The 24,860-nt window shown below is 46.0% G+C and carries 15 protein-coding genes; 2 read left to right on the top strand and 13 right to left on the bottom strand.

Features of this window, described 5'->3' with window-relative positions; genetic code table 11:
- Positions 1–38: 38 nt before the first annotated feature.
- Positions 39–842 carry a MurR/RpiR family transcriptional regulator gene (locus BUA17_RS05155; protein ID WP_170867789.1) on the top strand — a complete coding sequence of 268 codons (804 nt, stop codon included), beginning with the start codon at positions 39–41 and terminating at the stop codon, positions 840–842.
- 49 nt (positions 843–891) lie between these two features.
- Here the strand turns inward: BUA17_RS05155 and BUA17_RS05150 are convergent, their stop codons facing one another.
- The 10 genes from BUA17_RS05150 to BUA17_RS05105 form a co-directional block, all read right to left on the bottom strand.
- Entirely contained in the window at positions 892–1,617 is a 726-nt protein-coding gene (locus BUA17_RS05150; protein ID WP_072732810.1) for an N-acetylmannosamine-6-phosphate 2-epimerase, read from the bottom strand.
- Between the two features lie 5 nt (positions 1,618–1,622).
- Positions 1,623–3,197: a glucose-specific PTS transporter subunit IIBC gene (gene ptsG / locus BUA17_RS05145; protein ID WP_083584584.1), complete on the bottom strand. Its 1,575-nt coding sequence runs from the start codon at positions 3,195–3,197 to the stop codon at positions 1,623–1,625.
- Between the two features lie 257 nt (positions 3,198–3,454).
- Positions 3,455–6,676 (bottom strand): glycosyl hydrolase, encoded by a 3,222-nt coding sequence (locus BUA17_RS05140; RefSeq protein ID WP_244552073.1) that lies wholly within the window; start codon positions 6,674–6,676, stop codon positions 3,455–3,457.
- 23 nt (positions 6,677–6,699) lie between these two features.
- Positions 6,700–8,718: a glutaminase family protein gene (locus BUA17_RS05135; protein ID WP_072733485.1), complete on the bottom strand. Its 2,019-nt coding sequence runs from the start codon at positions 8,716–8,718 to the stop codon at positions 6,700–6,702.
- 132 nt (positions 8,719–8,850) lie between these two features.
- On the bottom strand, positions 8,851–10,503 hold the full coding sequence (locus BUA17_RS05130; RefSeq protein ID WP_072732808.1) for an extracellular solute-binding protein: 1,653 nt from the start codon (positions 10,501–10,503) through the stop codon (positions 8,851–8,853).
- Between the two features lie 62 nt (positions 10,504–10,565).
- Positions 10,566–11,462: a carbohydrate ABC transporter permease gene (locus tag BUA17_RS05125; RefSeq protein WP_063565068.1), complete on the bottom strand. Its 897-nt coding sequence runs from the start codon at positions 11,460–11,462 to the stop codon at positions 10,566–10,568.
- Between the two features lie 12 nt (positions 11,463–11,474).
- Positions 11,475–12,401, bottom strand: coding sequence for an ABC transporter permease (locus BUA17_RS05120; protein WP_083584583.1), 927 nt, complete (start codon positions 12,399–12,401; stop codon positions 11,475–11,477).
- Positions 12,402–12,445: 44 nt separating this feature from the next.
- The gene (locus BUA17_RS05115) at positions 12,446–15,529 is read right to left on the bottom strand and encodes an alpha-mannosidase (protein ID WP_072732807.1); all 3,084 of its coding nucleotides are present in this window, start codon (positions 15,527–15,529) and stop codon (positions 12,446–12,448) included.
- 46 nt (positions 15,530–15,575) lie between these two features.
- A complete protein-coding gene (locus tag BUA17_RS05110) occupies positions 15,576–17,780 on the bottom strand; it encodes a hypothetical protein (protein WP_072732806.1) in 2,205 nt (734 codons plus the stop codon).
- Between the two features lie 167 nt (positions 17,781–17,947).
- Complete coding sequence (locus BUA17_RS05105) at positions 17,948–19,099, bottom strand: GntR family transcriptional regulator (protein ID WP_072732805.1); 1,152 nt, start codon at positions 19,097–19,099, stop codon at positions 17,948–17,950.
- 305 nt (positions 19,100–19,404) lie between these two features.
- Between BUA17_RS05105 and BUA17_RS05100 the strand changes: the two genes are divergently transcribed.
- Complete coding sequence (locus tag BUA17_RS05100; protein WP_072732804.1) at positions 19,405–21,459, top strand: GxGYxYP domain-containing protein; 2,055 nt, start codon at positions 19,405–19,407, stop codon at positions 21,457–21,459.
- 216 nt (positions 21,460–21,675) lie between these two features.
- Here the strand turns inward: BUA17_RS05100 and BUA17_RS05095 are convergent, their stop codons facing one another.
- The 3 genes from BUA17_RS05095 to BUA17_RS05085 all read right to left on the bottom strand — a co-directional run bounded on the left by BUA17_RS05095 (position 21,676) and on the right by BUA17_RS05085 (position 24,753).
- Positions 21,676–22,824: a glycoside hydrolase family 76 protein gene (locus BUA17_RS05095; RefSeq protein WP_083584582.1), complete on the bottom strand. Its 1,149-nt coding sequence runs from the start codon at positions 22,822–22,824 to the stop codon at positions 21,676–21,678.
- A 161-nt stretch (positions 22,825–22,985) separates the two neighbouring features.
- Entirely contained in the window at positions 22,986–23,873 is an 888-nt protein-coding gene (locus BUA17_RS05090; RefSeq protein ID WP_063565073.1) for a carbohydrate ABC transporter permease, read from the bottom strand.
- Positions 23,874–23,883: 10 nt separating this feature from the next.
- Positions 23,884–24,753: an ABC transporter permease gene (locus BUA17_RS05085; RefSeq protein ID WP_063565231.1), complete on the bottom strand. Its 870-nt coding sequence runs from the start codon at positions 24,751–24,753 to the stop codon at positions 23,884–23,886.
- Positions 24,754–24,860: the final 107 nt, after the last annotated feature.

Below are 24,860 nucleotides of genomic sequence, written 5' to 3'. Positions count from 1 at the left end.
ATACAAAAGTTAACATGTTCTGGGAAAGGGGATTCATAATGTCATCCAGTGTCATCGACATGCTGCAGCTTGAGTATCAACGTTTTTCAGCGAAAGAAAAGGAAATCGCTGATTATGTGATGCGCAATAAAACATCCATCAATAACATCAATATTAGGGATTTGGCTGCTTACACCAATGCTTCCATGTCAACCATAACTCGATTTTGTAAAAAAGTAGGTTGTTCTACCTTTGTAGATTTTAAAATTCGACTTAACCGTGAAGTGGATCAACCCCGCAATCAAACGGATTTCTTTATCAGAACACAGCAGATCCACAATGATATCATCAACGCAACCGCAGAAATGCTGGATACCGACAGAATCGAACAAGTGGTCCAGTACATAAAAAAAGCTCGCAGAATCTATGTTTATGGTTTGGGAAGTTCAGGTTTATCTGCTCTGGAGTTCAAATACAGACTAATGCGGATGGATATCGTCATTGATGCGGTGACGGATTCACACATGATGATCATGAGTGCTTCTCTTTTGGGCGAAGATGATCTGGTCATTGGTTTATCCAATTCAGGACGAACCTTAGAAGTCAGTGACGCATTAAACGCAGCCAAAAAAAGAGGAAGCAAAGTTGTTGGAATTACTAATTTTGATCACACACCCCTGTCTGAAGTCTCGGATTTGTGCATTTTCACACCTGATATCGGGCGAACCGGAGATGTGAGCTTCATCAACAGCCAATTAGCCATTATTTACATCCTGGATGTGATTTCTCTTCTATTACTTGAGGATGAACATTTACTCCATGCGCGGCAGCAAACGTTAAAAGCTCTTTATTCTGCTGAATAAATAAACAGCCAACCTATTTCGTTGGCTGTTTTGTTGATTTCTTCTTTTTTTATTGGACAGAAGGAGAAGGCTTTTTCAATTTAGCAATTTCTGAGACAAAACGTTCCGTAATTTGTTGAGGACGCGTAATGGCTCCACCAACAACAACACAATAGACTCCAGCTTCCAGACACGTTGCTGCCATCTCCGGGGTCATGATATTCCCTTCCGCAACAACAGGCGTTTGTACGCTAGTTAGAATTTCTTTCAAGGCTGCAAATTGATTATCATACAGTTTAATCCCTGCTGTCTCCTCTGTATATCCGACCAATGTAGAGGAGATCAGGTCAAAACCAAGTCGTTCTGCATTAACGGCTTCCTCTTTCGTTGCAATATCCCCCATTAATAGAAGTTGAGGATGTTTGGTGCGAATTTCATGTACGAATTCATCCAATGATTTACCGTCCGGCCTTGCACGCAAAGTGGCATCAACCGCAACAATCTCTGCGTGGACCTCGGCAAGTTCATCTACTTCCAAGATCGTTGGTGTAATAAATACGGGATTGGTTCCGTAGTTTCTTTTCACTATACCTATGACGGGCAGATCAACCTGTTCTTTGATCTCTTTCACATCTACAGCAGTATTCGCACGAATACCGATCGCTCCTCCCTCTTTTGCTGCGACTGCCATGCGTCCCATAATCAGCGAACTATGAAGTGGCTCGTGCTCCAAAGCCTGACATGATACAACGAGACCACCTTGTAAACCTAATTTATCTAATTTATCTAAATTCATTGCAATTACTCCGTTTCCATAATTTCTTCGATTTCATTTTTGATCACGGTAACCTGAGGGCCATAAATAACCTGCACTCCGTTACCGACAAGTACTACCCCTTTGGCTCCAGTAGCTGTAAGCGCATCCTTTTGAACCTTCTCGATATCCTTCACAGATACGCGAAGCCGTGTTGCACAGCAATCCAATTCGTTAATATTGTCTGCACCGCCAAGTCCATTCAGGATAGCGATGGAGCGTTCTTCACCTTTCGTTGATGCGGGTGTATTAGACTGCTGACTTTGCGTTTTGGCGTCTGCCTCTGATGTTACTTCTTCCTCACGTCCCGAAGTTTTTAAATTGAGCTTCACAATCAAGATTCGGAAGGTGAAGTAATAAAGGAAGAACCAGACCACTCCGATGATGGGAACGATAATCCAGTTCGTTTTGGCATTACCCTGAAGTACCCCGAATAAGATAAAGTCGATTAATCCACCTGAAAAAGTCTGACCGATTGTAATCTCAAAAATATGTGAAAGCATAAATGCCAATCCATCAAATACGGCGTGAATGACATACAGGATTGGAGCAACAAACAGGAATGAGAATTCCAGAGGCTCCGTAATTCCTGTCAAGAACGAAGTGAGTGCCGCAGACAACATCAATCCGCCAACTACTTTTTTACGTTCAGGCTTGGCCGTATGATAAATAGCGAGTGCCGCACCGAGCAAACCAAACATCATCGTGATAAAACGTCCTGACATAAATCGGGATGTACCCGAGAAGAACTTCTCGGTTGCAGGGTCTCCCAGTTGAGCAAAGAAAATATTCTGTGTTCCTTCGTAAACTTTTCCCGCAACGTCCATTGTTCCTCCGACTCCCGTCTGCCAGAAAGGCAGATAAAAGATGTGGTGCAACCCAAGTGGACCCAACATCCGTAAAATAAATCCATATAACAGTGTTCCGATATACCCAGTTCTATCGACCAAACCTCCAAGCTGCGTTATGCCGAGCTGGATGGTTGGCCAGATCAAGAACAAAGCAATACCAATAAAGATGGCCGCAAAAGATGAAACGATAGGAATGAAACGTGAACCTCCAAAGAATCCTAAGAATTGAGGAAGTTCTATTTTGTTGTACCGATTATGAAGCCATGCGGTAACCAATCCGACGACGATCCCTCCGAGTACACCAGTTTGCAGGGTTTGGATTCCAAGTACCATACCTTGACCGGCACTAGCCAAATGATCTGCGGCAAGTTTCCCCGAATTGACCAGCATCGCATTGATCGATGCATTCATGACCAGATAAGCAAGTCCTGCTGCCAATCCTGCTGTACCTTTGTCCGCTCTGGCGAGTCCAACAGCCACCCCAATGGCAAAGATTAATGCCAGATTATCAAACACAATACTTCCTGCACTGCTCATCACCGTAAACACTTGCTGCAACCATGTGATCTGCAAAAATGGATACGAGTTAATCGTATTGGCGTTGGACAAGGCCCCTCCGATCCCTAGTAATAGACCCGCCGCTGGTAAAACAGCAATAGGAAGCATAAACGATTTACCAAACTTCTGAGCCTTCTCAAAATATTGCTTCACAGTGATATCCACCTCTCTAAAACTATTTTCATTTACATAATAATTATGAAAATGGTTTTCGTCAATACATTTTTAAATCGCTTTCATTACGTGTGAGGTCTAATCATTTGATGAATAGCCCAGTTCAAATATAATTATTTCCAGCGAAGTAAAGCTCAGTCTTTTTGTTCCAATGCAAAAAAAAGCCGCCAATATGGCGACTTTAATGTGTTCATATTCTTCCCCGACGAATCCAAAACCTAAACCTGAATCGTGCATTATTTTAATATTTTAGTTACAAGTTTTACCTGCCCATTCATGCCCGAAGGTAGTGAAGACTTTCCGTATAGATTCTCCAGTGTATTAGCCACATGAATGTCGATTACATTATTACCTGGCAGCATGTAAGACGTGACGTTCCAATGATAGGGTGGCCATAACCGGATGCCAACCTGCTCCCCATTCACATACAGGCAAGCCGTCTCTCTAATATCTTCCGCTTCCAGCCAAATTTCATTTGCCGAATTCAAGCTGACATCAGACAAATCCAGTTGCTGCGAGTACACTCCTGCTCCCGAATAGAAAGGGTAACCTTCAACATTCCAAACCCCAGTCATTTGTTCAGGTTCAACGGTTAATGTAGTCTGATTTTCTACAGCAAATGAACCAATCAGATAAGCAGGAAAGGAAATGGCTGGCATCGGTTCCAGCAGTGAAACCGTGAGAACTTCAAGCTCATTCTCGCCTTTAACAAGCTGTTTGGTAATGTCCACACCAGCGTAATGAATATCTTGCCACAGTGAAGGGTGGAGTGCTTCCATCCGTACTCCATTAACAAAGATTTCAACATTACGTCTGCGTTGGAGGAAACCAATATGGGATGGAATTTTTTGCTCGATATCGTCAAGAATTAGCTCAATCGTGAAGATCTGCTCATTTCCAGGTTCGTTTAAATGGACTGCATCTTGCTGTGATTTCATAAGCTCGATCCATTCTTCCGTTACGACAAATGTTGTCCGGTACGTGTTGACTTGGCCTGGCATCGTTGCATTCATTTTAGACTGACGGTCATTCAATGTGACCTGCCACTGATCCAATACAAGCACATTGGGTTCGACGGTTTGAAACTGCCAAGGATCACCTAGTACCAACACATCGGTGGTATGTTGCACTTTATGATTTATAGGCTCTTGCGGTTTGGGATGCGTCGAATCTTCAGTGTGAAGCGGATCAGGTACATGATCCGGTCTAACGGATAGAACCCGAAGCTCTCCCGGTACAAATGTTAGAACAGCATCTTGACTCAACGAGTTTATATTCCCGTTTTCCAAGTTCCATTCTTCCATCTGTTCTTCTATGTGTTCTTTCACAGGTTTCTGATGGAGTTGAATGGTCACGGGCTGCTCCGACCAGTTCATCAGCCATGTGTGCACATGATCTTCAATTTTGCGTTCAACGCTAATGAGATCCTCAGCTTGCCCCTCGATCTGTTTCCAGGCAATCGCTGGTGATGATGTCGTTAACTCTCTTAACTGAACACAAAAGTTCATAAGTGTGTCGTTATGAGCTGTGTTTTTCATGGAATAGAATAGGCTGTACCCTTTGCCAACCGCTTGTAATTTCCCGTCTTGAGGATTGGAACCATATAGTTCGTTCATATACTTCCGTAATTCCGGATCTTGGCGCTGTCGCTCACTGTCACAAGGAATTGCCCCAACCGCAATAAGCCTTCCACCACAGTTTACAAAGGTAACAAGCTGTTTTGCGATATCTACAGACATGACCGTAATTTCTGGCAAAATCAAAATCGAATATTCGTTTCGTTCTCCGTTAAACTGATATCCTCCAGCATGAGTAATCTTCGCCTCCCTGAGCTGACACTCATCCACATAATCGTAATCAATAGAGCTGCGCAGCATGCGGTCTGACAATAACGAAAACAGTTGATCCGCAGCTGGATGCTGGTTCGATTCACCGGATAAGAACATATGCTCATATACCGTGTGGATAGGTGACAACAGAAGTACTTCAGGTGTACGCTTCGTGAAAGAACCAAGTACACTCAACCGACCAAGATAATCGGCAAAAGCCCGATAATGTGGCCAATGCGGTGCATGCTTGAATTCCGTAGGTGGAAAGTCTGTTTTCCGATACCCTGCAAACGAATAGTAAAATGCATGCGGGATAAACAAATTAACACCCAAAAATGCCATAAAATTGGCATCAAGCCGCCTTTGTCGCATGGCATAGGCATGACCGCTTGCACCAAATGACTCACAAATAACTCTTTTTTTCCCGTCCAACTGTGCGACAGACGCGGCCGTCTTTACGGATACGATACGATGTGGATTCTCCTTTGTACCGATTCCATGTGTCAGGTAGTCCACACCTGCATAATGGAACTGCTGCAATACACGGGTTTGATTACCCTGCGACCGAGCCTGCCCCCAGACGGGTTCTTCCAGCGTATGGCCGATGTACAGCAAGCTGTGTGATTCACACCACGAACGAATAGCTTCATGATAACCTTCCACATACCAACGGGTAATCGTATCATAATAGTCCTGCCTCGCAGACCTGCTGCCATCGGCCATACCATATAACAACGCGCCTAATCTTGGAATCAGATCATATCCGTTCTCCTGCTCATACCGCTCCACCATCCCATGTGTCCAAGCGAATACGATTCCGGGCAGAGTTGCATTCACATCCTGAACCGACGTTCGGATGGCTTCGACTCCAAAAAAACCGTCGTGGATCATGAGCCCAGGTTCATCCGTGAATACACCTTGAATGGTCACTCCGAAATGAGGCTGAAATTGCTGAAACGGCTCATATGCCGACTGAATGAAAGCCTGCACGGCTTCCGGGTTCAACGTGTCCAGATAATACCCTTTTGCAAACGTGATCCCTTCAGCAATTTCACAGGACCAGCAGGCAAGTATAATATAATCCTCGTCGTTATCAGGCTTCCATTCCTGTCCGCATAACTCTGTAATATCCTCAGGTTGATCATAGATCAGCCATTCCCCTTCTTGCTGGATGGCACGATAAGCGAGAATTGCGATGAGTTCATTGTTAGCGTAGGTGGCAAAATCGAGAGATAACATTTCCTGCTGCGCATCGTGTAAATATCTTCGTTCCTCAACCCTCAAGTATCTCATCCGATACTCGGGATATTGCCTCGTTAGCTTACCTCCCAGTGTTCCGCTCGGCCAATTGTCCTCATCATACAGCCAGACCACCATATCACGCTTCTGGCACTCTTTTGTGCAGAAATCCACCGTATCCATGAACTCCTCTGACAGGTATGAGGCCTGCATCCCGTGACGCGCATGTAATACAACGCCGCCAACCCCCGCTTCAACCATGGATTGAATTTGGTTTTCTAACTCTGGCTTGCTAAAACTGTGGTTCAGAAACCAAAAGGGCTGTGGACGATACGTCGCCTCAGGATTCTTGAACTGCTGTTGTAATTTATGAATATCCGTGATTTTCAACTCCAATTCATCACCTGATCTCATCATGATTTTGATACAGATGTCTTTCTCAGCAAAGGAATGAAAAATCCTCCAACAACCGACCGATTTTGAAAATTCAACTGCTTTCCGGTGATGGTGTCATACCAGTCTGTTACAGGTACACGGCTCGATGTTTCATTCATAAAGTCCCACAGAGGAGAAATCATCTGTTCGAACTGAGGCTGCGTTTCGCTCATGGAGGCACACCATACGAGCCAATCAGACTTGGTGTATGTCTCACGGCTATCCAGCGGTACGCCATATCGATTCTGTTTTAGCTGATAATACGCCAACTCTTTGGCAGCCACTTCTTTTGGGAAAAGGTTGAAGTCCAACAGACGATCCCACACCAGATTGTATTTCATGCTCCATGACTCATCCGAGCTGTCAAAAGTCAGCTTGTAGTGATCACCTGCTGTCGCCATGGATGACCACTCCTCTGCCATTTTTGCAGCCGCTTCACGATAAACGGCACCATCCGGCAAACCAAGTTCATCACACATATACGCATAGGCGGCAATGCCTAATATCGCTTTAATCGATAAGTTCGCATTGTGCGCTAGATGTCCGGCGAAGTCGTCCGTGCACAGTTGATTGTCAGGGTCCAGACCATGTTGCAACAAATATGAAGCCCAAGTTGTTAGAAGTCCCCAGTGCTCACGGGCAAATTCCGCATGCTTCTCATATTTGCATACCGTTGCTGCCATCAGGAGCATATTGCCACATTCCTCGATGGGCATCTGGTATTCGAGTTTGTTCTCTCCGTAAACCTGGCCGTTAGCTTGGGGGTAAGTCCCCACGTCATGTGGAGCAAAATCAAACGTCCAATCCGTGCTTTCGGCATACTTATAGATTGGACGCATCATACCTTTGACCAATTCGGTGTTATACATCAGAAACAACGGAATCGAGGGGTAGCTCACATCCACCGTCGCGATACAGCCGTTACTAAAATTCTCTTTGGAGAAAAATAATACTTCTCCTGCTTCATCAGCAACCAATTTATGTGCAGCAATCGCTTGCCGATAGGTCAATGCCAGAATGTCTCTATATTGGTTCCCACCTGCAGCCTGACTCTCCGTTAAGAGTTCCCGATTAAAGCGGTCGCATCGTTGTACTACCTCTTCATATTGATCCGCTGCTTTTACCAGCATCTCCTCAAATGTCATACTATTTTTCTTCCAATACGCATTCAGTGGTTTGTGAAAATATTCAATCGCATGAATATCATCATAGGCGAGCATCAGGTAGCGGGATGCTGGCTCTTCATGGATAAGACCCAAATCCAGTTCAGTTGCCATAATAGCCATATCGCCAGATATGGACTTTGGCTGGATAGAATCATCTCCTGTCTTAAAAAGACCTGACCGGGCATACTCCTCACGCTTGGATACCGCATGGATGACCGATTGAGATTGATGAGATCGCTGAACCACCAGATACATATAACCCCAGTCTATTCTCGTATCATCTCCGGCACGTTTTAATATAGGTTGTTCCACCGTTCCTATAGACATGGCGTGTAACTGTTCATTAATTACATGAGACTCCCAGGTGACTTGCTGATCAGGGGTATGTACACACCATTCACCTGTCACGTCGAAATAGATTTTCACTTGATGGACTTGACCGTCTATCCCTCGAACATGGAACGTAACATACGTCACAGGTCTGGATAACAGTTCAAGATCATCGAGCAATAGCGGTGTGGTAAAATGAACCTCAAGTTCAATGCCTTCTCCTTCAAAAGTGTAACGGGTAGTTACAGGCTCAACGGTAAGATTCGTCTGAATGAGAACATCAGGCTCCTCAATTGTTGAATTTTCGTGAACGCCTACTTTCCCCATAAACCTTCTGATTTTGCCGTCAATGACAATCATGCCAACCATACCTTGAGTTTTATTCGTCCAGTGCCTGGTGTGATCATCATAGAGATGGTCAGCAGCAGACCATACGCTGAAATAAGGGTCTACCGTAATTAAAGGTACGGATGGTGGTCTAAATGTCGTCATTTGTTTCATCTCCTTCAATTCATTTTCCAACGAAAACGGTACATCCTGATTCAAAAGGGAAAGGCTTCGCTCGCCTTGTTGACCAAGGCGCTGCAAAGCCTATTTGATTTCCCTGATAATCGTTAACCTAACTCTTCAGCATCAGTTCGGCATTTGAACAGTTACGATATCTTTTCCTTTCAGGTTCTCATTGGTGAACTGCATCGCTTGGTCGTATCCGGTCTTCCGAAGCTGTTCCCTGAGGTCGTTGATAATGCTAAGGGCTGCTTCATCCGATTTTGCGAAAATAGCTTCCTTCCAGGCATCTCCCATCCGGTCCATGGAAGGCTTCAACATTTCCCATTCCGGTGATTTGGTGATCACATCGCCCGGGTTATAGGCTGTGATTACATGAATACCGTTTGGACGTAAGATTTTCCGGGCATTTTCCATGGCATCGAGTCTTTCCTGGTCTGCCCAGATGTCGCCGCCTGCTGCCGAATTGATCCGGTCAAGCCCCGTGATCGATTCCAGCCCAATGGAAATGCCCTCGTTTTTGCGGACTTTACCCGATTGATCTGCTGTAAACTTATCGAACCATTCTTGATTCGGTACAGGTTTGCCATCCTTCATATCCCAGTGAACCCCTTGAACTCCGTACCGGGCCAGCATGAAGCCTTCGTCAGAAGCCATGTAATCGAGAAACTTAAGCGCTGCATCTACACACTCGCCCTTGCAGCTACTGGTGATAGCCGTTACGTTGTTTCCTTGAATGCCAAGATCAACAGGCCGGCTCGGGTCAACATCTGCCCGCTCCAATGGTCCGATCGGGATGTAATCGCTTCCAGGATGTGAAGTAACATATTCTTTGGAGGCGTCCAAAATGGCCGGATAATGTGCGGCAAGGATAGCAATGCGTCCTTGATTAATTTTTTCTTTGGCAATAGGATCCGTCTGAGTAAAGGCTTCGGGGTCCATCAGCCCTTCCTCAACCAGTTTACGATAGAACAACGTGTATTCTTCGTATCCTTTGGTGAAAAAGTTATGTTCTACCGTTCCGTCACCTTTGTCTACATAGCCTGCTCCGGAATAGAACATCGTGTTTCCGATGCCTACGGACCATCCGTTACTAAATCCGCCCAGTGGAAACACGGGCTGACCGCTCTCCTTCAGGTTGGCATCTTTGATTTTTTGGAGGAAGTTATAGAAGTCTTCCTTCGTCACGACAGACTGAGGATCCACGCCGACTTTCTCGGCTATGTCTTTGCGAACATAGAAGCCATATAGCCAATCCATGCCGTCTTCGTTCGTTGCGGGCTGATTTTGTAAAAGTAAATATTTCTTGCCGTCATACGCATCTATCGCCTTTTCATACAATGCTGGTGGCACATTCTCTTTCGCAATGGATTTCGCCAGGTTTGGGTAATCCCCCAATTTATCGGATATATCTACCAGCTGTCCTTCTTTGGCAGCCTTTATGATCCCGTCCAGCTCGCCGCCCCATGCAGGTCCGGTGTAAATGTCCGGCAAATCCTGTGTGGCGAAAATCTGGTTTACTTTCTCCGTCTCGCTCCCTTTCGTATATTCCCACTCTAATGTGACGCCAGTTTTCTCTTTGATGACTTCCTCGACAGGGGTTATCCCATTATCCGATCCGCCTGAGCCATTCCAATTGTGCAAGATTTTGAGTTTACTTCCGTTCTCCCCTTCTGCGCCTTCCCCATTCCCTGATGAATCCGTGCAACCGCTCAGCAAACCTCCAACCATGATGGACACGAGCAAGATGGATACGCCTTTCGACCAAATCCTGTTCAAACCAATCGCCTCCTTGAATAAATGATCTCGGTAAAGCTCTAGCAAATTCAGGTCAGGATGATCTACCCTTTAACCGAACCAATCATAACCCCCTTCACGAAATATCGTTGTAGAAACGGATATATACATAAGATCGGGAAAACCGTAATAACAAGCAATGCCATTCGAAGTGATTCAGGTGTTGCTCCTGCTCCACCGACTCCACCAACCGTCTGACCACCCTGCTGTGCTGCACGCTGCATCGAATTGGATAATGCCTCTGCTTCCGTCAGCATTTCTTGCAGTAGGGTCTGTACCGGTATCAAATCTTTGTTAGATACGTAGTAGGCGCCAGAGAACCAGTCATTCCAGTGGGCTACCCCAATAAACAGCGAGATCGTTGCAAGTACCGGCCCGGAAAGAGGCAGAATGATACGTACGAAGATTTGAAAATCACCATACCCGTCAATACGCGCCGATTCCTCCAGTTCCTCCGGTATGCCTTGCAGAAATGTCCGAATGATGATGATGTGCATGAAGTTGAACAACAAGGGCAAAACGTATACCCAGAAACTATTAATCAGATGCAGTTTTTGGAGCGTAATGAAGAACGGGATGAATCCTGCGCTGAAAATCGTAGGCAAAAAGATGTAAAAGGTAAAAAAGGAGCGACCTGGCAATGTTTTTTTGGAAAGTGCATAGGCCATGAGTGTACACAATACAACGTGGAGAAAAGTACCCAGCACGGTGCGCATAATCGTAATTTGATATGCCTTCCAGATCCGTGCGTTATCGAATACCTGAGCATAGTTATCCAACGTGAATTGGCGAGGAAGAAAATAAATCGCGCCTTGCATCGAATCCTTACCGTCGTTCAGTGAATAAGCCAAGATATATATGAACGGGTAAATCATCGAGAATCCAACCAAAGCGAGGAAGATATAGTTAAGCACCGAGAATAAAGACCATTTTCGTTCCATAAGGTCACCTCCTTAGAACAGGGATACATCACTGACTTTGCGGGCGATGCGATTAACGGTTACAACCAGAATGAGTGCAATAACACTTTGGAATAGTCCTACAGCTGCAGCATAACTGAGACGTCCTTCTCGAATCCCGGAGTTTATGGCATGCACGTCCAGTACACTGCCAAGACTTGCGGTTGCCGGTCCATTCAGGAGAAGCAGTTGTTCATAACCTGCGCTCATCAGACTGCCCACAGCGAGTATGAATAATATGATAGCTACATTGCGAATGCCAGGAAGCGACACATGCCACATCTGTCTGAAGCGTCCCGCACCATCCATTTTGGCAGCTTCGTAAAGCTGCTGATCAATACCCGCAATCGCGGCCATAAAGATAATAGAATTCCAACCAATATTCTTCCAGATGTCTGAACCGACGATCATCTGATAGAACCATGTTGGATTGTTCAGGAACTGGATCGACTCCGCTCCAAATGACCCCAATAAGTCATTGACTGGCCCCCCATACGGCGTTAGGAGCCGTTGCATCAGCGTAACGACGACGATCCAGGATACGAAATAAGGCAAGTAAGAAATGGTCTGAACCGTCTTTTTGAATTTGATCATTCGTACTTCATTTAAGAGGAGTGCAAGAATGATTGGCATCGGAAAGCCAATTAGCAGTTTCATGAGACTGATGATGATCGTGTTACGGATGATGTCACCGGATTGATAGTAATTGAAGAACTGTTGAAAGTACTTAAGGCCTGCCCATGGACTTCCGGTGAATCCGCCAACGAAATTGTAATCCCTAAAAGCAACCTGAATTCCATATAGCGGTACATAGGAGAACAGGAAAAACCAGACGATTCCGGGCAGCATAAACAAATAAAAGAGTTTATGCTGCCAGATTCGCTTCATCAATCGATTGTTGCTCACTCGTGTCTTGATCACATTCCAACCTCTCCTTTCTCATGATGGACGGTCATCCATCCCAGCTATAGCTGTCCTTGCTTCAATCGTAACGTGATGATTTCAAATGGCGTGAAGGATAAAGCCATCTCGGATGCTCCTGCAAATGAAACGGGTGAAATGATATTTTCCATAAGATCAGTCGTCCAGGCTTCTGCTATATGGAATCCAAGATGTAATACTGTGGTGGCATGTGTTCCCGAAGTTTCATATAGACGGACGATGATGTCGTCTCCATCCTCGGCTTTTTTGACGGATTCCACCATGATGTGCGGATGATCCGGCTGAAGAAATGTTTTCGAATATGGGAGCTTACCGTTCTGCTTACCAGATACAGATGATAAGGAAACTGTACGAAGCGGGATGTTCAGTTCATTACCTCTTCGATAGATCTCAGCCTGAACATGGTTGCCTTGATGCGGATATAACGAATAGGTGAACGTATGCTCCGCACGATCCGCTTCCGGATCAGGATACGAGCTGCTGCGCAGCAAATTCAGACCAAGCACATTATCGATGGCTCTATGACCATATTTACAATCATTAAGCAATGCGACTCCATAATCCGGCTCCGATAAGTCAATCCACTGATGAGCACATATCTCATCCTTGGCAAAGTCCCACATGGTATTCCGATGAGTTGGTCTAGTCAAACTGCCAAATTGGATCTCACAGTGAACCTGATCTGTACGGATATTCACCGGGAATGAAGTACGAAGCATTTTACCATTCTCTCTCCAATCCACGGTCGTCTCGAAATCAATTCGTCTGCTGCCTTCTGTCAGAACCACCGTCTGGATCAGAGTGGATTCTCCATAGTTATATTCGAAGACCAACCCAACTTTTGGTCCTTCACGAAGCTCGCGAATGTCATGAAGCGTTAATGGCATACCTGTATGTGCGGAATAGTCATGACTGAAATCCCAAGCATCTCCTTCGTCGTGATACACACGAAGTGCATTTCCCGGATGACCTTGCGGAATGACTTCCCGCGCTTCAGCCTTGTCCTGTATGGAGATAATGGCTCCATTCCGATCAAACTTCACGATGAATGTGTCGTTCTCCACACAGCGTTCTTCAGCGGAAACGTGAAATTCCGACTCTTGTATTCCCGGAACTAACTGGGCGCATGATGCGATTTCATCTATAGCACCCTGGTCCACATGATCTGATACCATTGTGTATCCCATGGATGGAACCTGAACCTTGCGCCAGTTTCCATTTGTTTCAATCCATTCCTGACGCTCCCAAGGCAATGAATTGAATATCACCACGGAGCAGCTGGATGAGGATTCGGTATTTGAAGAGATCTGGTCTGCCATATGGCTGTAGGTTTCGTTGATCATATTTTCTGTCTGATCTAAAAGTTCTTCATATCGTATGAGTGACTCATCGTACACACGCTTGATGGAAGACCCCGGAAGGATATCATGGAACTGATACAAGAGGACTTCCTTCCATATCGTTTCCAGTGACTCGGACGGATAAGACTTGCCTAGCTGTGAAGCTACAAGTACTGAGGCGAACTCCAATTCGCGCAGTGCTTTCTCCATTTTCCGGTTATACCACTTACTTCGCGCCTGACTGGTCAGGGTTCCTTGATGTTTCTCCAGGTAAAGCTCACCGCGCCATGTCTGGAACCGTTCACGTTCTTCATTAAGTCGTTCGAAAAATTTCCAAGAAGGTTCCTGTATAACAGGGGACAAGCCAAGCAGGTTTTTCTCCCGTGTCAGCCGCTCCAAATGCTCTTCGCCAGGTCCTCCGCCTCCGTCTCCTATACCAAAAAGCATTAGCGCATGGTTTGATACATTTTTATCCAGATACCCCTGTTCAGCACTGATGATCGAACGTGGAGCTGCAGGACTGTTGTAAGTATCCTCTGGTGGCATATGTGTTAATACAGCTGAACCATCAATTCCCTCCCATAGAAAGGAATGATGGGGATGCCGGTTATACTCACTCCAGGAGAGCTTCTGGGTCATCATGTAATCCACACCGGATTTCTTTAATAACTGGGGCAAACTTGCCGAGTAGCCGAATACATCAGGCATCCAGAGCGATTTCATTTCCAGACCAAATTCCTGCTGGAAATAACGCTTGCCATACAAAATCTGGCGTACGAGTGATTCACCACCAGGCACATTGGTATCCGATTCTACCCACATGGCGCCTTGCGGTTCCCATCTGCCTTCACGTACACGTTCCTTGATCTGCTCATACAGCTTGGGATAATGCTGCTTCATCCAATCGTACAGCTGCGGTTGGCTCGCTCCGAACACATAATCGGGATAACGCTCCATCATGCGAAGCACAGTTGAGAACGTTCTAGCTCCTTTACGGATCGTTTCACGGATCGGCCATAACCAAGCCAAATCTATATGAGCATGACCCACAGCGCTTAGGGTTAAGACCGGATCGCCCCCCTCTAGGGTTAGCTGTTCATTTAGTCGTTTTTTCGCTTGCTCGACATTCCCTTTCGAGAAATCGATCAACTGTACTGAAATATCATAGAGCGTCTGATAGATTCTCTCCTTCCGGGCGGAACCTTCATGGAGCTGCTCTGCGGTCTCCAAGAGCACCTCGGTATCGTAATAGAGATCCCGAATATCTCCCCTGCAGTAGGCGATGAGTGCTTCTTTCAGCGTCCCTCCGCGATACTTGCCGAACAGATCGTTATTGCCTGCATCTGCCCACACTTCAACTTCCTGTCCATTTACAGATGTCTCATGGAGCTGCACGACTCGTTTGCCAGGCAGACCTAATGAAAAATCAAATTCGGAGTTAATCGTCGTCAACCCTTGGATAGGTGACCCTTCATGGTCAACCAGACACAGCTCACCGTTGACATCCAGCAAGAGGACCGTGGTTTGGTTACCTGTGACTGCCGGAAGATTACCTGCAAAACGGAACCAGGCACAATCCCATAATTCTCCCCATTGTTCTCCTTGCTTGAGTGTCACTTTCGTGCCGGTCATCCGTTCCTCGTAAGGTACGGGCTCTGGTGTAATCCAAGCCGTCACTTCTAATTCGGCAATCGGCTCATATATGGCTTCCCGAAGTTTGTTTAACATCTGTTTTAACCGTTCTGGCCTTATCGGTTCGTAGGGCATACTAGTATACTCCTCTCTGTTACATCAATCAGGTTGTATTGTGAATTCAGGAAGTCCAGCGGACATGAACCTCTGCATTGTTCTCGTTGCCATGTTCGTACTGAAGAAGCACTGTCTTTGAATCCGGGTCCCATTCCCATACCACGGGGACCATCTGCTCTTGAATGACATACTGGGCGGATAATGGTCTGGCCTTGCAATAGAACCTTGCTGTTGCCTTCATGTTGGAAGGTCCTCTTGCAATGAATCGAAAACCTGTGGCCGACTGAGACAGACCTTCTATTCGGGAAGAAGCAGCAATGACGGATACTTCTCCAGCCGTTGGACGACCCGCTTCAATATCATAGAGCAAGGCTTGCTCTCCCGGATTTAGGGTCACCTGGTTCAGCACTGAGAGCTTTGAATCAAACAAATCCACAATCGGACCTGGAATGACTACTGCCTCTTCGCTGACCGATTCATCGAGAACCGATACGATTAGATAGGGACCTCGTCTAATTTTGAAATAAGGCTTCGATTCCCACTGTAGTTCTGGTCCGTGGACAGCTTCCAACGTTTCTTTCACAGATTGGCGCAGCCGATCAGCCCCTGCCTTGGATAAAGTGAAGTCAGCCGGATGTTCATCCAGCCAGCAAACTACCCCTTTTCCTACCTTATTGACACCTTGCCTCTTATCTTTTAGACCTAGCTGTTCAAACAAATGTGCTCGAGGGGAGTTATACGACTGATCTGACTGCCCTTGCTTGCGGTCATGATTCCACCACGCACGAATGTCGTGATACAGGTCGCTGTCATCGCCTACATAGATTAACACTCCGCCATCCTGTACCCACTGTGCAAGGGCATAATGAATGTCCGGATATTCCGGTTTGATAAATTCATAGCTCAGTATAAGTACACGATAAGTTGCCAAGTAACCCGGATACCGCCTTACATTATCCAGTTGAAGTGGACGGACAGGAATACCATGTTTCAATAACGGCAGTGTCAGACCGTAAAAAGGAGAAAAATCGAGCAGTTCTGTATCGCCATCCTCCTGGAATCCTTCAGGATCTGTCCCATCGTATTTACCGGCATGAGCTGCATTGGGATCTGACTTCATTCGTTGAAACATTGCTGAGTCTGCAATAAAAACGCCAACTTGTAATGTCTCCTCTGCTGTTTCAATCACATCCTGATTCATGTTACCAAGCGTGTGCATGACCTGAAGCAAAGTTGTGGCATAGTCTGACGGAATTTGCTCCTTGCCAGAGCCATCCTCGGATGGATAAGTGCCTTGAAAGATTCGTCGAGGCCAAGGTGCGACTTCATAATGGGCGACCCCGGGATGCAGCAGTGAGGCAACCACCGTTTTTAAATAGTTCTGGCGGTAATCAGCCCAGGTATAATTCGGGTTATCTTCGATCGGATCATGCAGGAACCACATTCGTCTGTCGGTCCCACGAACCAGTTCCTGCATGACGCCATATTCAAGGTAAGCGGTTTCAAACGTACGTTCCTTACGCAACCCTTCATACACATTGGGGGTTCGGGATGTCCCGGTCCAGATCTGTGCAATATACCCATCGATGGAGGGCAGCTCTAGAAGCTGAGATTGTGGACTGACAATACGCCACTGTGTGTAATTAATCAGACTATGAGTCGGAACATAAAAGCGAAGGACACGACCATAACGTTTTAACGCGTAGTCCTTCATCTCGGCACATAATCGGTCCAGGACACGTGTATATAAATACGCTTTTAATTTGGAAGCTCGAAATTGGGCATCAGGTGAAGCATGTGGCGGAATCCAAGGCTCTTTGTAATACAACTGCCATTCCCGTTTAAAAGCTTCTGAATAGCCTCCGTTTACCCAGAATTCAGGTTCCTCCAGATGGATGGCTTCCACACCGGCGTCAACGGCAACACGTATTCGATCCGCTATGTAGTGACCAAAGGAAATGGTAGGCACCATGTATGGAATGACTGGCTCGCTCCCATGAAGAATCATGTTGCCTTCCCGGTCCATTTGAGCTTCATCCCAATGTGTTGCTCCATCGACCTCACCATCCAAATAGCTGTTGTAGGTCCCCCAAGCAACTCCTGTCATCAAATGAACCACATATCCTTTTTCTTTCCACTTCAGAATGCGTTCCTGCATCGACTCATCAATCCCGTAAACCATCACAAAGTCAGTCTGCAGATCATAATCCGGATGGTAAGCAGCAGATTCTTGAAATCCCGTACGCTCTTCCTTTCGATCTCGTGCCATTTTCTTAACCTCCCCAAGCTCGTATTTGATTTGGGTTGCAATGTATGACTATCCATCTTTTTCTAGACTATAATATATGATATGAATATATTCAATATGTTTTTTATACAAACATAAAAAAAACCTTCTCCGCTTCTCTACGGAAAAGGTTTTCTTTTCTTGTTAAATTAAGCTTGAGGAACCGTTCCGGTAGTTTGACGTACGACCAGTTCGGGTTCAATCAGCATTTTGCTATAACTTTTCGTTTCCCCATGACCACGTAATACTTCAAGTAATTTAGCAGCCGCCCGATACCCCATATCCCGCTCAAATTGCTTAACATGGGTAAATATACTGAATTCCTCCACGATTGAGGTGGGATCATCGAAGCTTACTATCGATACATCTTCAGGCACTCGAAGCCCTGCTTGTTTGGTCATTTGATAGATTTGCACACCTAACCTGCCGTTAAGCGAAACATAGGCTGTGACCATTCGATTTTGGATATATCGATACAAAGGGTGGGCCTCCGCTTCCTTAAGTTCAGTTAGCGGTTGGAAATCTGTGATCATATGAGCAGGATTAATTAACGCACCTTTGCCTTTTAAAGCCTCAATATAACCTTCGATCCGCTCCTGAACCGTAACTGTCTGAAGGGGAGAATCCGAGCAAATAGCGATATCCCGGTGTCCCAGCTCCCAAAGATGCTCCACAGCTAGCCTTGTGCCCCGTCTGCCATCTGCCGCAATATAATGTGTCTCGACCCCTGGCAAATAACGGTCCATCAGTACAAAAGGAAAACCCGAGAGCTTCATGCCAAGGATCTCCTCGTTGTAGTTCTCTTCATCAACAGGAAAGATTAATAGACCTTCTGCCCCAAGCGCCTTCATTTCCTTGATGACATCCTTCTCTTTATCCACCTTGCCATGTGTAAACATGATCATGCTGCGATATCCTTCGTCACGCAAGGCTTGCTCAATTCCCTCAACGAGCCTGATGGCAAAATAATCATGGATGGAGGGCACAATGATGCCAATCATTCCTGTAGACAGTGTCCCCTCTCTACCTTTCATTGTGTTCGCTTGCGATGAGGTCATAGAAGCACTATCATCCGCTTCTTCAGCTACAAAACTGCCTTTCCCCGGCACACGCGCAATTAACTTTTCATTTGCTAATCCGGTCAAGGCATTGGCAACTGTAATTTTACTGACCTGAAACTGATCCATCAGTTCCTTCTCTGTCGGTATGCGATCACCGGGTTTCATATTTTCTTGAGTTATGACATGTCTGATATAGTCCTGGATTTGTTGATACAGTGGAATTCGATCATTTGTACTCATTTTGATCACATCACCAATTCATTCATAATATTTGAGATATATAATATATCCTTTCACCTGCAAGTGCAATAAACAAGCTGAGCTTATCTGCAGTTGCAAAGATTATCTCCTTAATATCATCGCATTTAATATGCCTGATTTCCAGGAATAATGGGAAGTTTTGTCGAACCCCTTGTAAAATTATATATGAATATATTTAATATGTGTTGGATAGAGATGTGTGGATTGGCTTTTGGCCACAAGAGGAGGGTGGGTATTACGGGCACATACTCTAATTCTTGACTATAACAAGGAGTGAATTCGCCATGGCTCGTAGATTCACGATGCTCTGTTTAGCTCTCATATGCGCTTTTTCATTAACCGCCGGCGCTGCTTCAGCTACGGAAACGGATGTACAGACAGCCAAACCTGATGGGTCCAAACACCGTGAACTGCCAAGTTTCAAAAAGCCGAAACATTTGGATGCAGCCGACATCTATGATGCGCCAGGTGACATCAAATTGTTGCTGGGAACATTACAGGGTATCGTTAACAGAGAACAACCCCGAATCTATCTGATTGAGTCCCAGGAAGAAGGAAAATTGACCTGGCTTAAGGACATCAAGGTGCCTTACACGCTTCATCAGGATTATTGGGAAGTGTTCTCTGCTTATCGCAACGAAGTCAAAGGCATGGTTGTATATGATCCCAAAGTACCTGATACGATTAACGTAGCAACCACGCTCGCAGGACTGAAGAATGCTGTGGTTGCCAGTCCCGAGTTAGCAGTCAAATTGTCCAAAGCCCCTTACAAATTGAAGATTGTAGATGACCTGCGGGGTAAATTCAATAGTCGGATAGATGCCTATACCTGGCAATATGAGAATCTGTGGAAGAAAACGAACCACCAGATGTTAGTTGGACTTGATCCGGATACGGCGATTCGCATACCATCCGGCATGCCTGAATCCTTTGTTACGATTGCGGAGGAAAAACAACAGATTCGAGATGCAAGCAACCGTGACACGTATTCCCTGGATCTTTCTTCACTCTTGGGAAAATCTTCAGTATATCTCCGATTTGATGACGCTTTCACTCAGGATGGCTGGGGACCGGCTGTACATGAGATTACGGTCAAGGCGGATGGAAAAGAGATCGCTAACTTTATCGCAGGAACACCGGAAGAAGAACAATTCCTGTATGATAGACAGAATTCCAAGGTTGCTGAAGGAGAAGGCGGCCACCGTTTCGCCGATAATGGCAATTATTTTGTGTATGAATTCACTCCTCCTGCGGGTACTCAGAACCTGACGGCTGAAGTGGACATGTGGAATCAGTATAAAGTATCCGCGGGTAATATCCGCCCTCTCTCGGCTGAGCAACGGGAGCCCTATGCATATTTAAGGGATTATGCAGTCGCTAATAAAGCGATGGTATTCTGGTTGGATTCCAATATACCTGAGCAAAAAGCACTCTTCGAGAAGATCATGTCTGATGTAAAACCCGGAACTCCCTACCTTGGCTGGTTTAGCAATGATGTCGAAGGTGAGTTCAGCTCCGTTGAGATCGCATCTCGATATGGCGTCTATGTTCTCGCAGCGGATTGGTTCAGCAACCTGACTGTTTTCTCGGGGACAAAACCGAATCTCACCCCGGTGAAAAAATCTCCGCGACCTGCGCTGGAGAACAAAATCTATGTAACGTATACCTTTACGGAAGGCGATAATTTTCAGTATAACCAGCATCGCATGCGTGTGATGTGGGATGATCCGGCCAGGGGTAAGGTTCCGATTAACTGGACTTCAAGCCCGCTTCTCTACGAAGGTGCACCAGCAATATTGAATTATTATGTGAACACCGCAACCCCGAATGATCTGCTGATCGCAGGACCATCCGGTGCAGGATACTTCTATCCAGAGGCATGGCCCGACTCAAGCTTCCGGCAATTTTTGCAGCAAACTGAAAAATATATGAAAAAGACTGGCATGACCATTCCTTATGTGTTGAACCGTGTAGACAGCGAGAATGTACCTCTCACGCCATTTAAAGCCAAGGCTTATGCACAGGATTATCATTCACCCGGCTTATTCATCAGCTATGAAGACAACTATGGTGTGGAAATCGTTGATGATAGCCTGCCCGTATCCACAATTCGTGGGATAAGTACCGTGCAGGATGGATTACAGGTGCTGAATGAAGCGAAAGCGAATTGGGATGGTAAATCGCCATTGTTCGTTTCCCTTGGATTGCTTGCATGGAGTACGACTCCATCCGATGCACTGGCGATCACCGAAGAACTCGGAACAGAATTCAAGGTTGTCCGTGCTGATGACTATTTCTCCCTAATCCGAGAAAGCTACCACTTACCCCCTAGCAAGTAATAACCATACTTACACTGAATCTGCAGACGCATAAAAGCATCGTACCCTGAGTAAGCGGGTACGATGCTTTTTTCGAATGAAGCCTCACCGCTGATTTACCGTTTAACAGTGACACCGGAACATAACAGCACCGCATGATCTTTCTCTTGGAAAGACTCATGCAGGCGCTGACCTCTAATCATTACTATCCTATTAACCTATCTTCCACTCAAACGGCTACTTCTTCACTGGTCTATCCGGTTCACCTGGCTTATCCGCTTTGCCGTCTTCCAGCTTAGCAGCTCCTTCCAGCAGAAATACGCCGCTGAGCTGAGCCGTAAGGTCGAGTGGGTTCTGGGCTGCTTTCCCCCAAGCTTGACCGAACAATCCATTGTCCCGGCTACCTTTCAGTAAGGCATCGGCATTGCGATAGACTGCCTTTTTCAGGCTCTTGTTATGCCCGACTTCATACAACTCAACCATGTAGCGGATCAGGATGCCTTTGAACAACGCACCGTCCCCGTCGCCGTCCTCTTTAAATATGCCCGTCTTCTCATCCGTTAAGGTTTTCAAAGAACCAGCTGCGGTTTTCTCGGCATCTTTCAAATACGTCTTCTTCCCTGTTATCCGGTAGAGTTCAACACCTGCTCCGATAAACGTTCCTTGATTGTACGTAAAGATCCATGCTTCATTCACATCCAGTGTGCCATCCTCCTTCAGCACCAAACCATCCGCTACCAGGCCCGTTTGCGGATTAACCAGATGTTGTTTCTCCCAATCATATATTTTTTTGGCCCATTCCAGATCCCTCGCATCGCCAAAACGTTCATACAGCCTTGCAGCCAAGATAGCGGCAGGCCCGTTGGAGCATGCATTTCGGTTATAACGCTGATCCTTTTTCCAAGCCATACCGCCAAGCTCATCTTCCCACCAGGCGGTCTTGATGTCATCCCACAACTCCATTACGTATCCCTTCATCTCTTCACTGCCTGTTGCATCATACAGACGAAGCCCGGCGAGCGCGAGCCATTCCATATCATCGTAGAATTCATTGTGAAGTGAACCATTTCGTGCAATGATACTGCGAACGAGTTCTTCCGCACGCTCAGTGTAGGCCTTGTCTCCTGTACGTTCGTATCCGTCCACCAATGCATCGACCGCATGAGCCTTCCACCAGTAATTTAAGGCCTGTTCACCTTCTGGTGTTGATGGGTAAGCATTATTCATCATTTTTGATGCATCGTTCCAGTAGTATTCATGCAGCTTCTCTTGCGACCACTGCGCCTGATCTGCATAGCGATTCTTGCCACCGCTTGTTGCCCCCATGGTGGTGACCAGAATAATGCTGAGTACCAGCGTGAGGCTAACCATTTTCCTTTTGCTCATCAGATCCCTTCCCTTCTCCAATCGACGTATAACTAACAGTTTTACCCGTAAAGCAGTGTCAATCCCTTGCTCCAGCTCTGTTCACGCCTGTCCCTGACGGTGTTCCTTCACCCCCTTCCATATTTCTCAGGCAGAACTGCAGATGATGCTGATAACCAGAACTATTCTTTTACGGCTCCAAGTACGATTCCGTGGATTAGATAACGTTGCAGAAAAGGATATATCATCAGAATGGGAATCATGGATACCAGAATTTTGGCAGAATTCAACGTTGTATTGGAGATTTTATTGAACTGCTGCAGCTGTTCGACCGAAAGATTCTGCATCTGATCACGTGTGAGGCTGAGCTGCTGCAGATAGGTCTGGAGCGGGATTTTGGAGCTGTCGTTAATCAGAATGATGCCGTCAAAGAAATTGTTCCAGTGCCCAACAATAACAAACAGCATGATCGTTGCCAGACTCGGCATGGAAATGGGGATGAAGATTTTGAGCAGAATTTTAAGCGGACTGGCACCGTCAATAAATGCGGCCTCTTCCAGTTCCTTTGGAATTCCCTTGAAGAAGTTCATGAGGAGAATCACATTAAAGACAGGAACTGCCCCCGGCAGAACCAGCGCCCAAATGCTGTTGATCAACCCCAACTTGCTGATGACCATATACCATGGAACGATCCCCCCGCTGAAAAGCATAGTAAACACAATAATCCACATATATGTGTTTCTCGATCTGAATTGTGTGACGCTTCGTGACAACGGATAGGCCATGAGAATGGTCAAAAACATGTTGATTGCTCCCCCAAGCACCACCCGCTCGACCGAGATGAAAAAAGCCTTCCAAAACTTCGTATCATTCAGAATCTGGCCATACGATGAGAAATTCAGCTCCACTGGAAAAAAATAGACCCGACCTGCATTAACAGCTGTACTGCTGCTGACGGACACCATAATGGTATTGACAATCGGCGCCAAGGACATGAACGTAATCAGAATTAACGCAAACATAATCAACAGGCGGGATAGCCTGGAGCCGAGCGATTTGGATTGAATCATGCTAACCCTCCTAGAAAATTCTGTACCCCGCATACCTCGAAGCCAGTCTGTAGGAAATCACGATCAGAACAAAGCTGATCACCGATTTCATCAGTCCAATCGCTGTTGCAAATGAATATTGCATGTTGATCAGACCCATACGGTATACAAAAGTATCGATAATATCGCCCGTTTCATATACCAGCGGATTATACAGGTTAAACACCTGATCAAAACCCGCATTCAGTACATTACCAAGACTCAGCGTACCCAGCAGGATAATCGTTGGGAACATACCCGGCAGCGTGATATTCAGCGTCTGTTTCCAGCGACTTGCGCCGTCCATTGCGGCAGATTCGTACAATGCAGGGTTGATTGCCGTTAATGCAGCCAGATAGACAATCGTCCCGTAGCCAAATTCCTTCCACGTATCCGTCACAATGAGCAGCGGCCTAAACCAGTCATTACTCGCCAGAAACATAATCCGCTCCAGTCCGAGAAACTCAAGGAAGTTATTCACCATGCCATCGAAAGAAAAGATCATGGTCAGCATGGTGCCCAGAACCACCCAGGACATAAAATGCGGCAAATAGACGATGGTTTGAATTGTACTCTTGAATACTTTCAGACGCACCTCATTTAACAGCAAAGCGAATACGATGGGTACAATCAACCCTAGAGCAATCTTTCCAACCGCGATAACCAATGTATTAATGAAAATCTGCTTCGCGTCCGGCAGTTGAAACATATATGTGAAATTGGAAAGCCCTGCCCACTTTGACCCGAATATTCCTTTGGCGGGAATGAACTTTTGGAATGCCATCACGACCCCGAACATCGGTACAATTGAGAAAATGAACAGCATGATCATGCCAGGCAGCAGCATAAAATGATAGGTCATTTCGTCAAAGGTTTTACGTTTCTTTTTGCTCCGGTAACGCACTTCCCGCTCTTGATTAACGGTTGTTTCCATTTGCGGCATTGTCCTTTCCACCTCCATCATGTGCC

This window comes from Paenibacillus sp. ov031, assembly GCF_900143165.1.
In the GTDB taxonomy this organism is placed as follows: domain Bacteria; phylum Bacillota; class Bacilli; order Paenibacillales; family Paenibacillaceae; genus Paenibacillus; species Paenibacillus marchantiae.
Note: the sequence above shows the minus strand (reverse complement) of the source record. Positions and strands in the feature narration are given on the sequence as shown.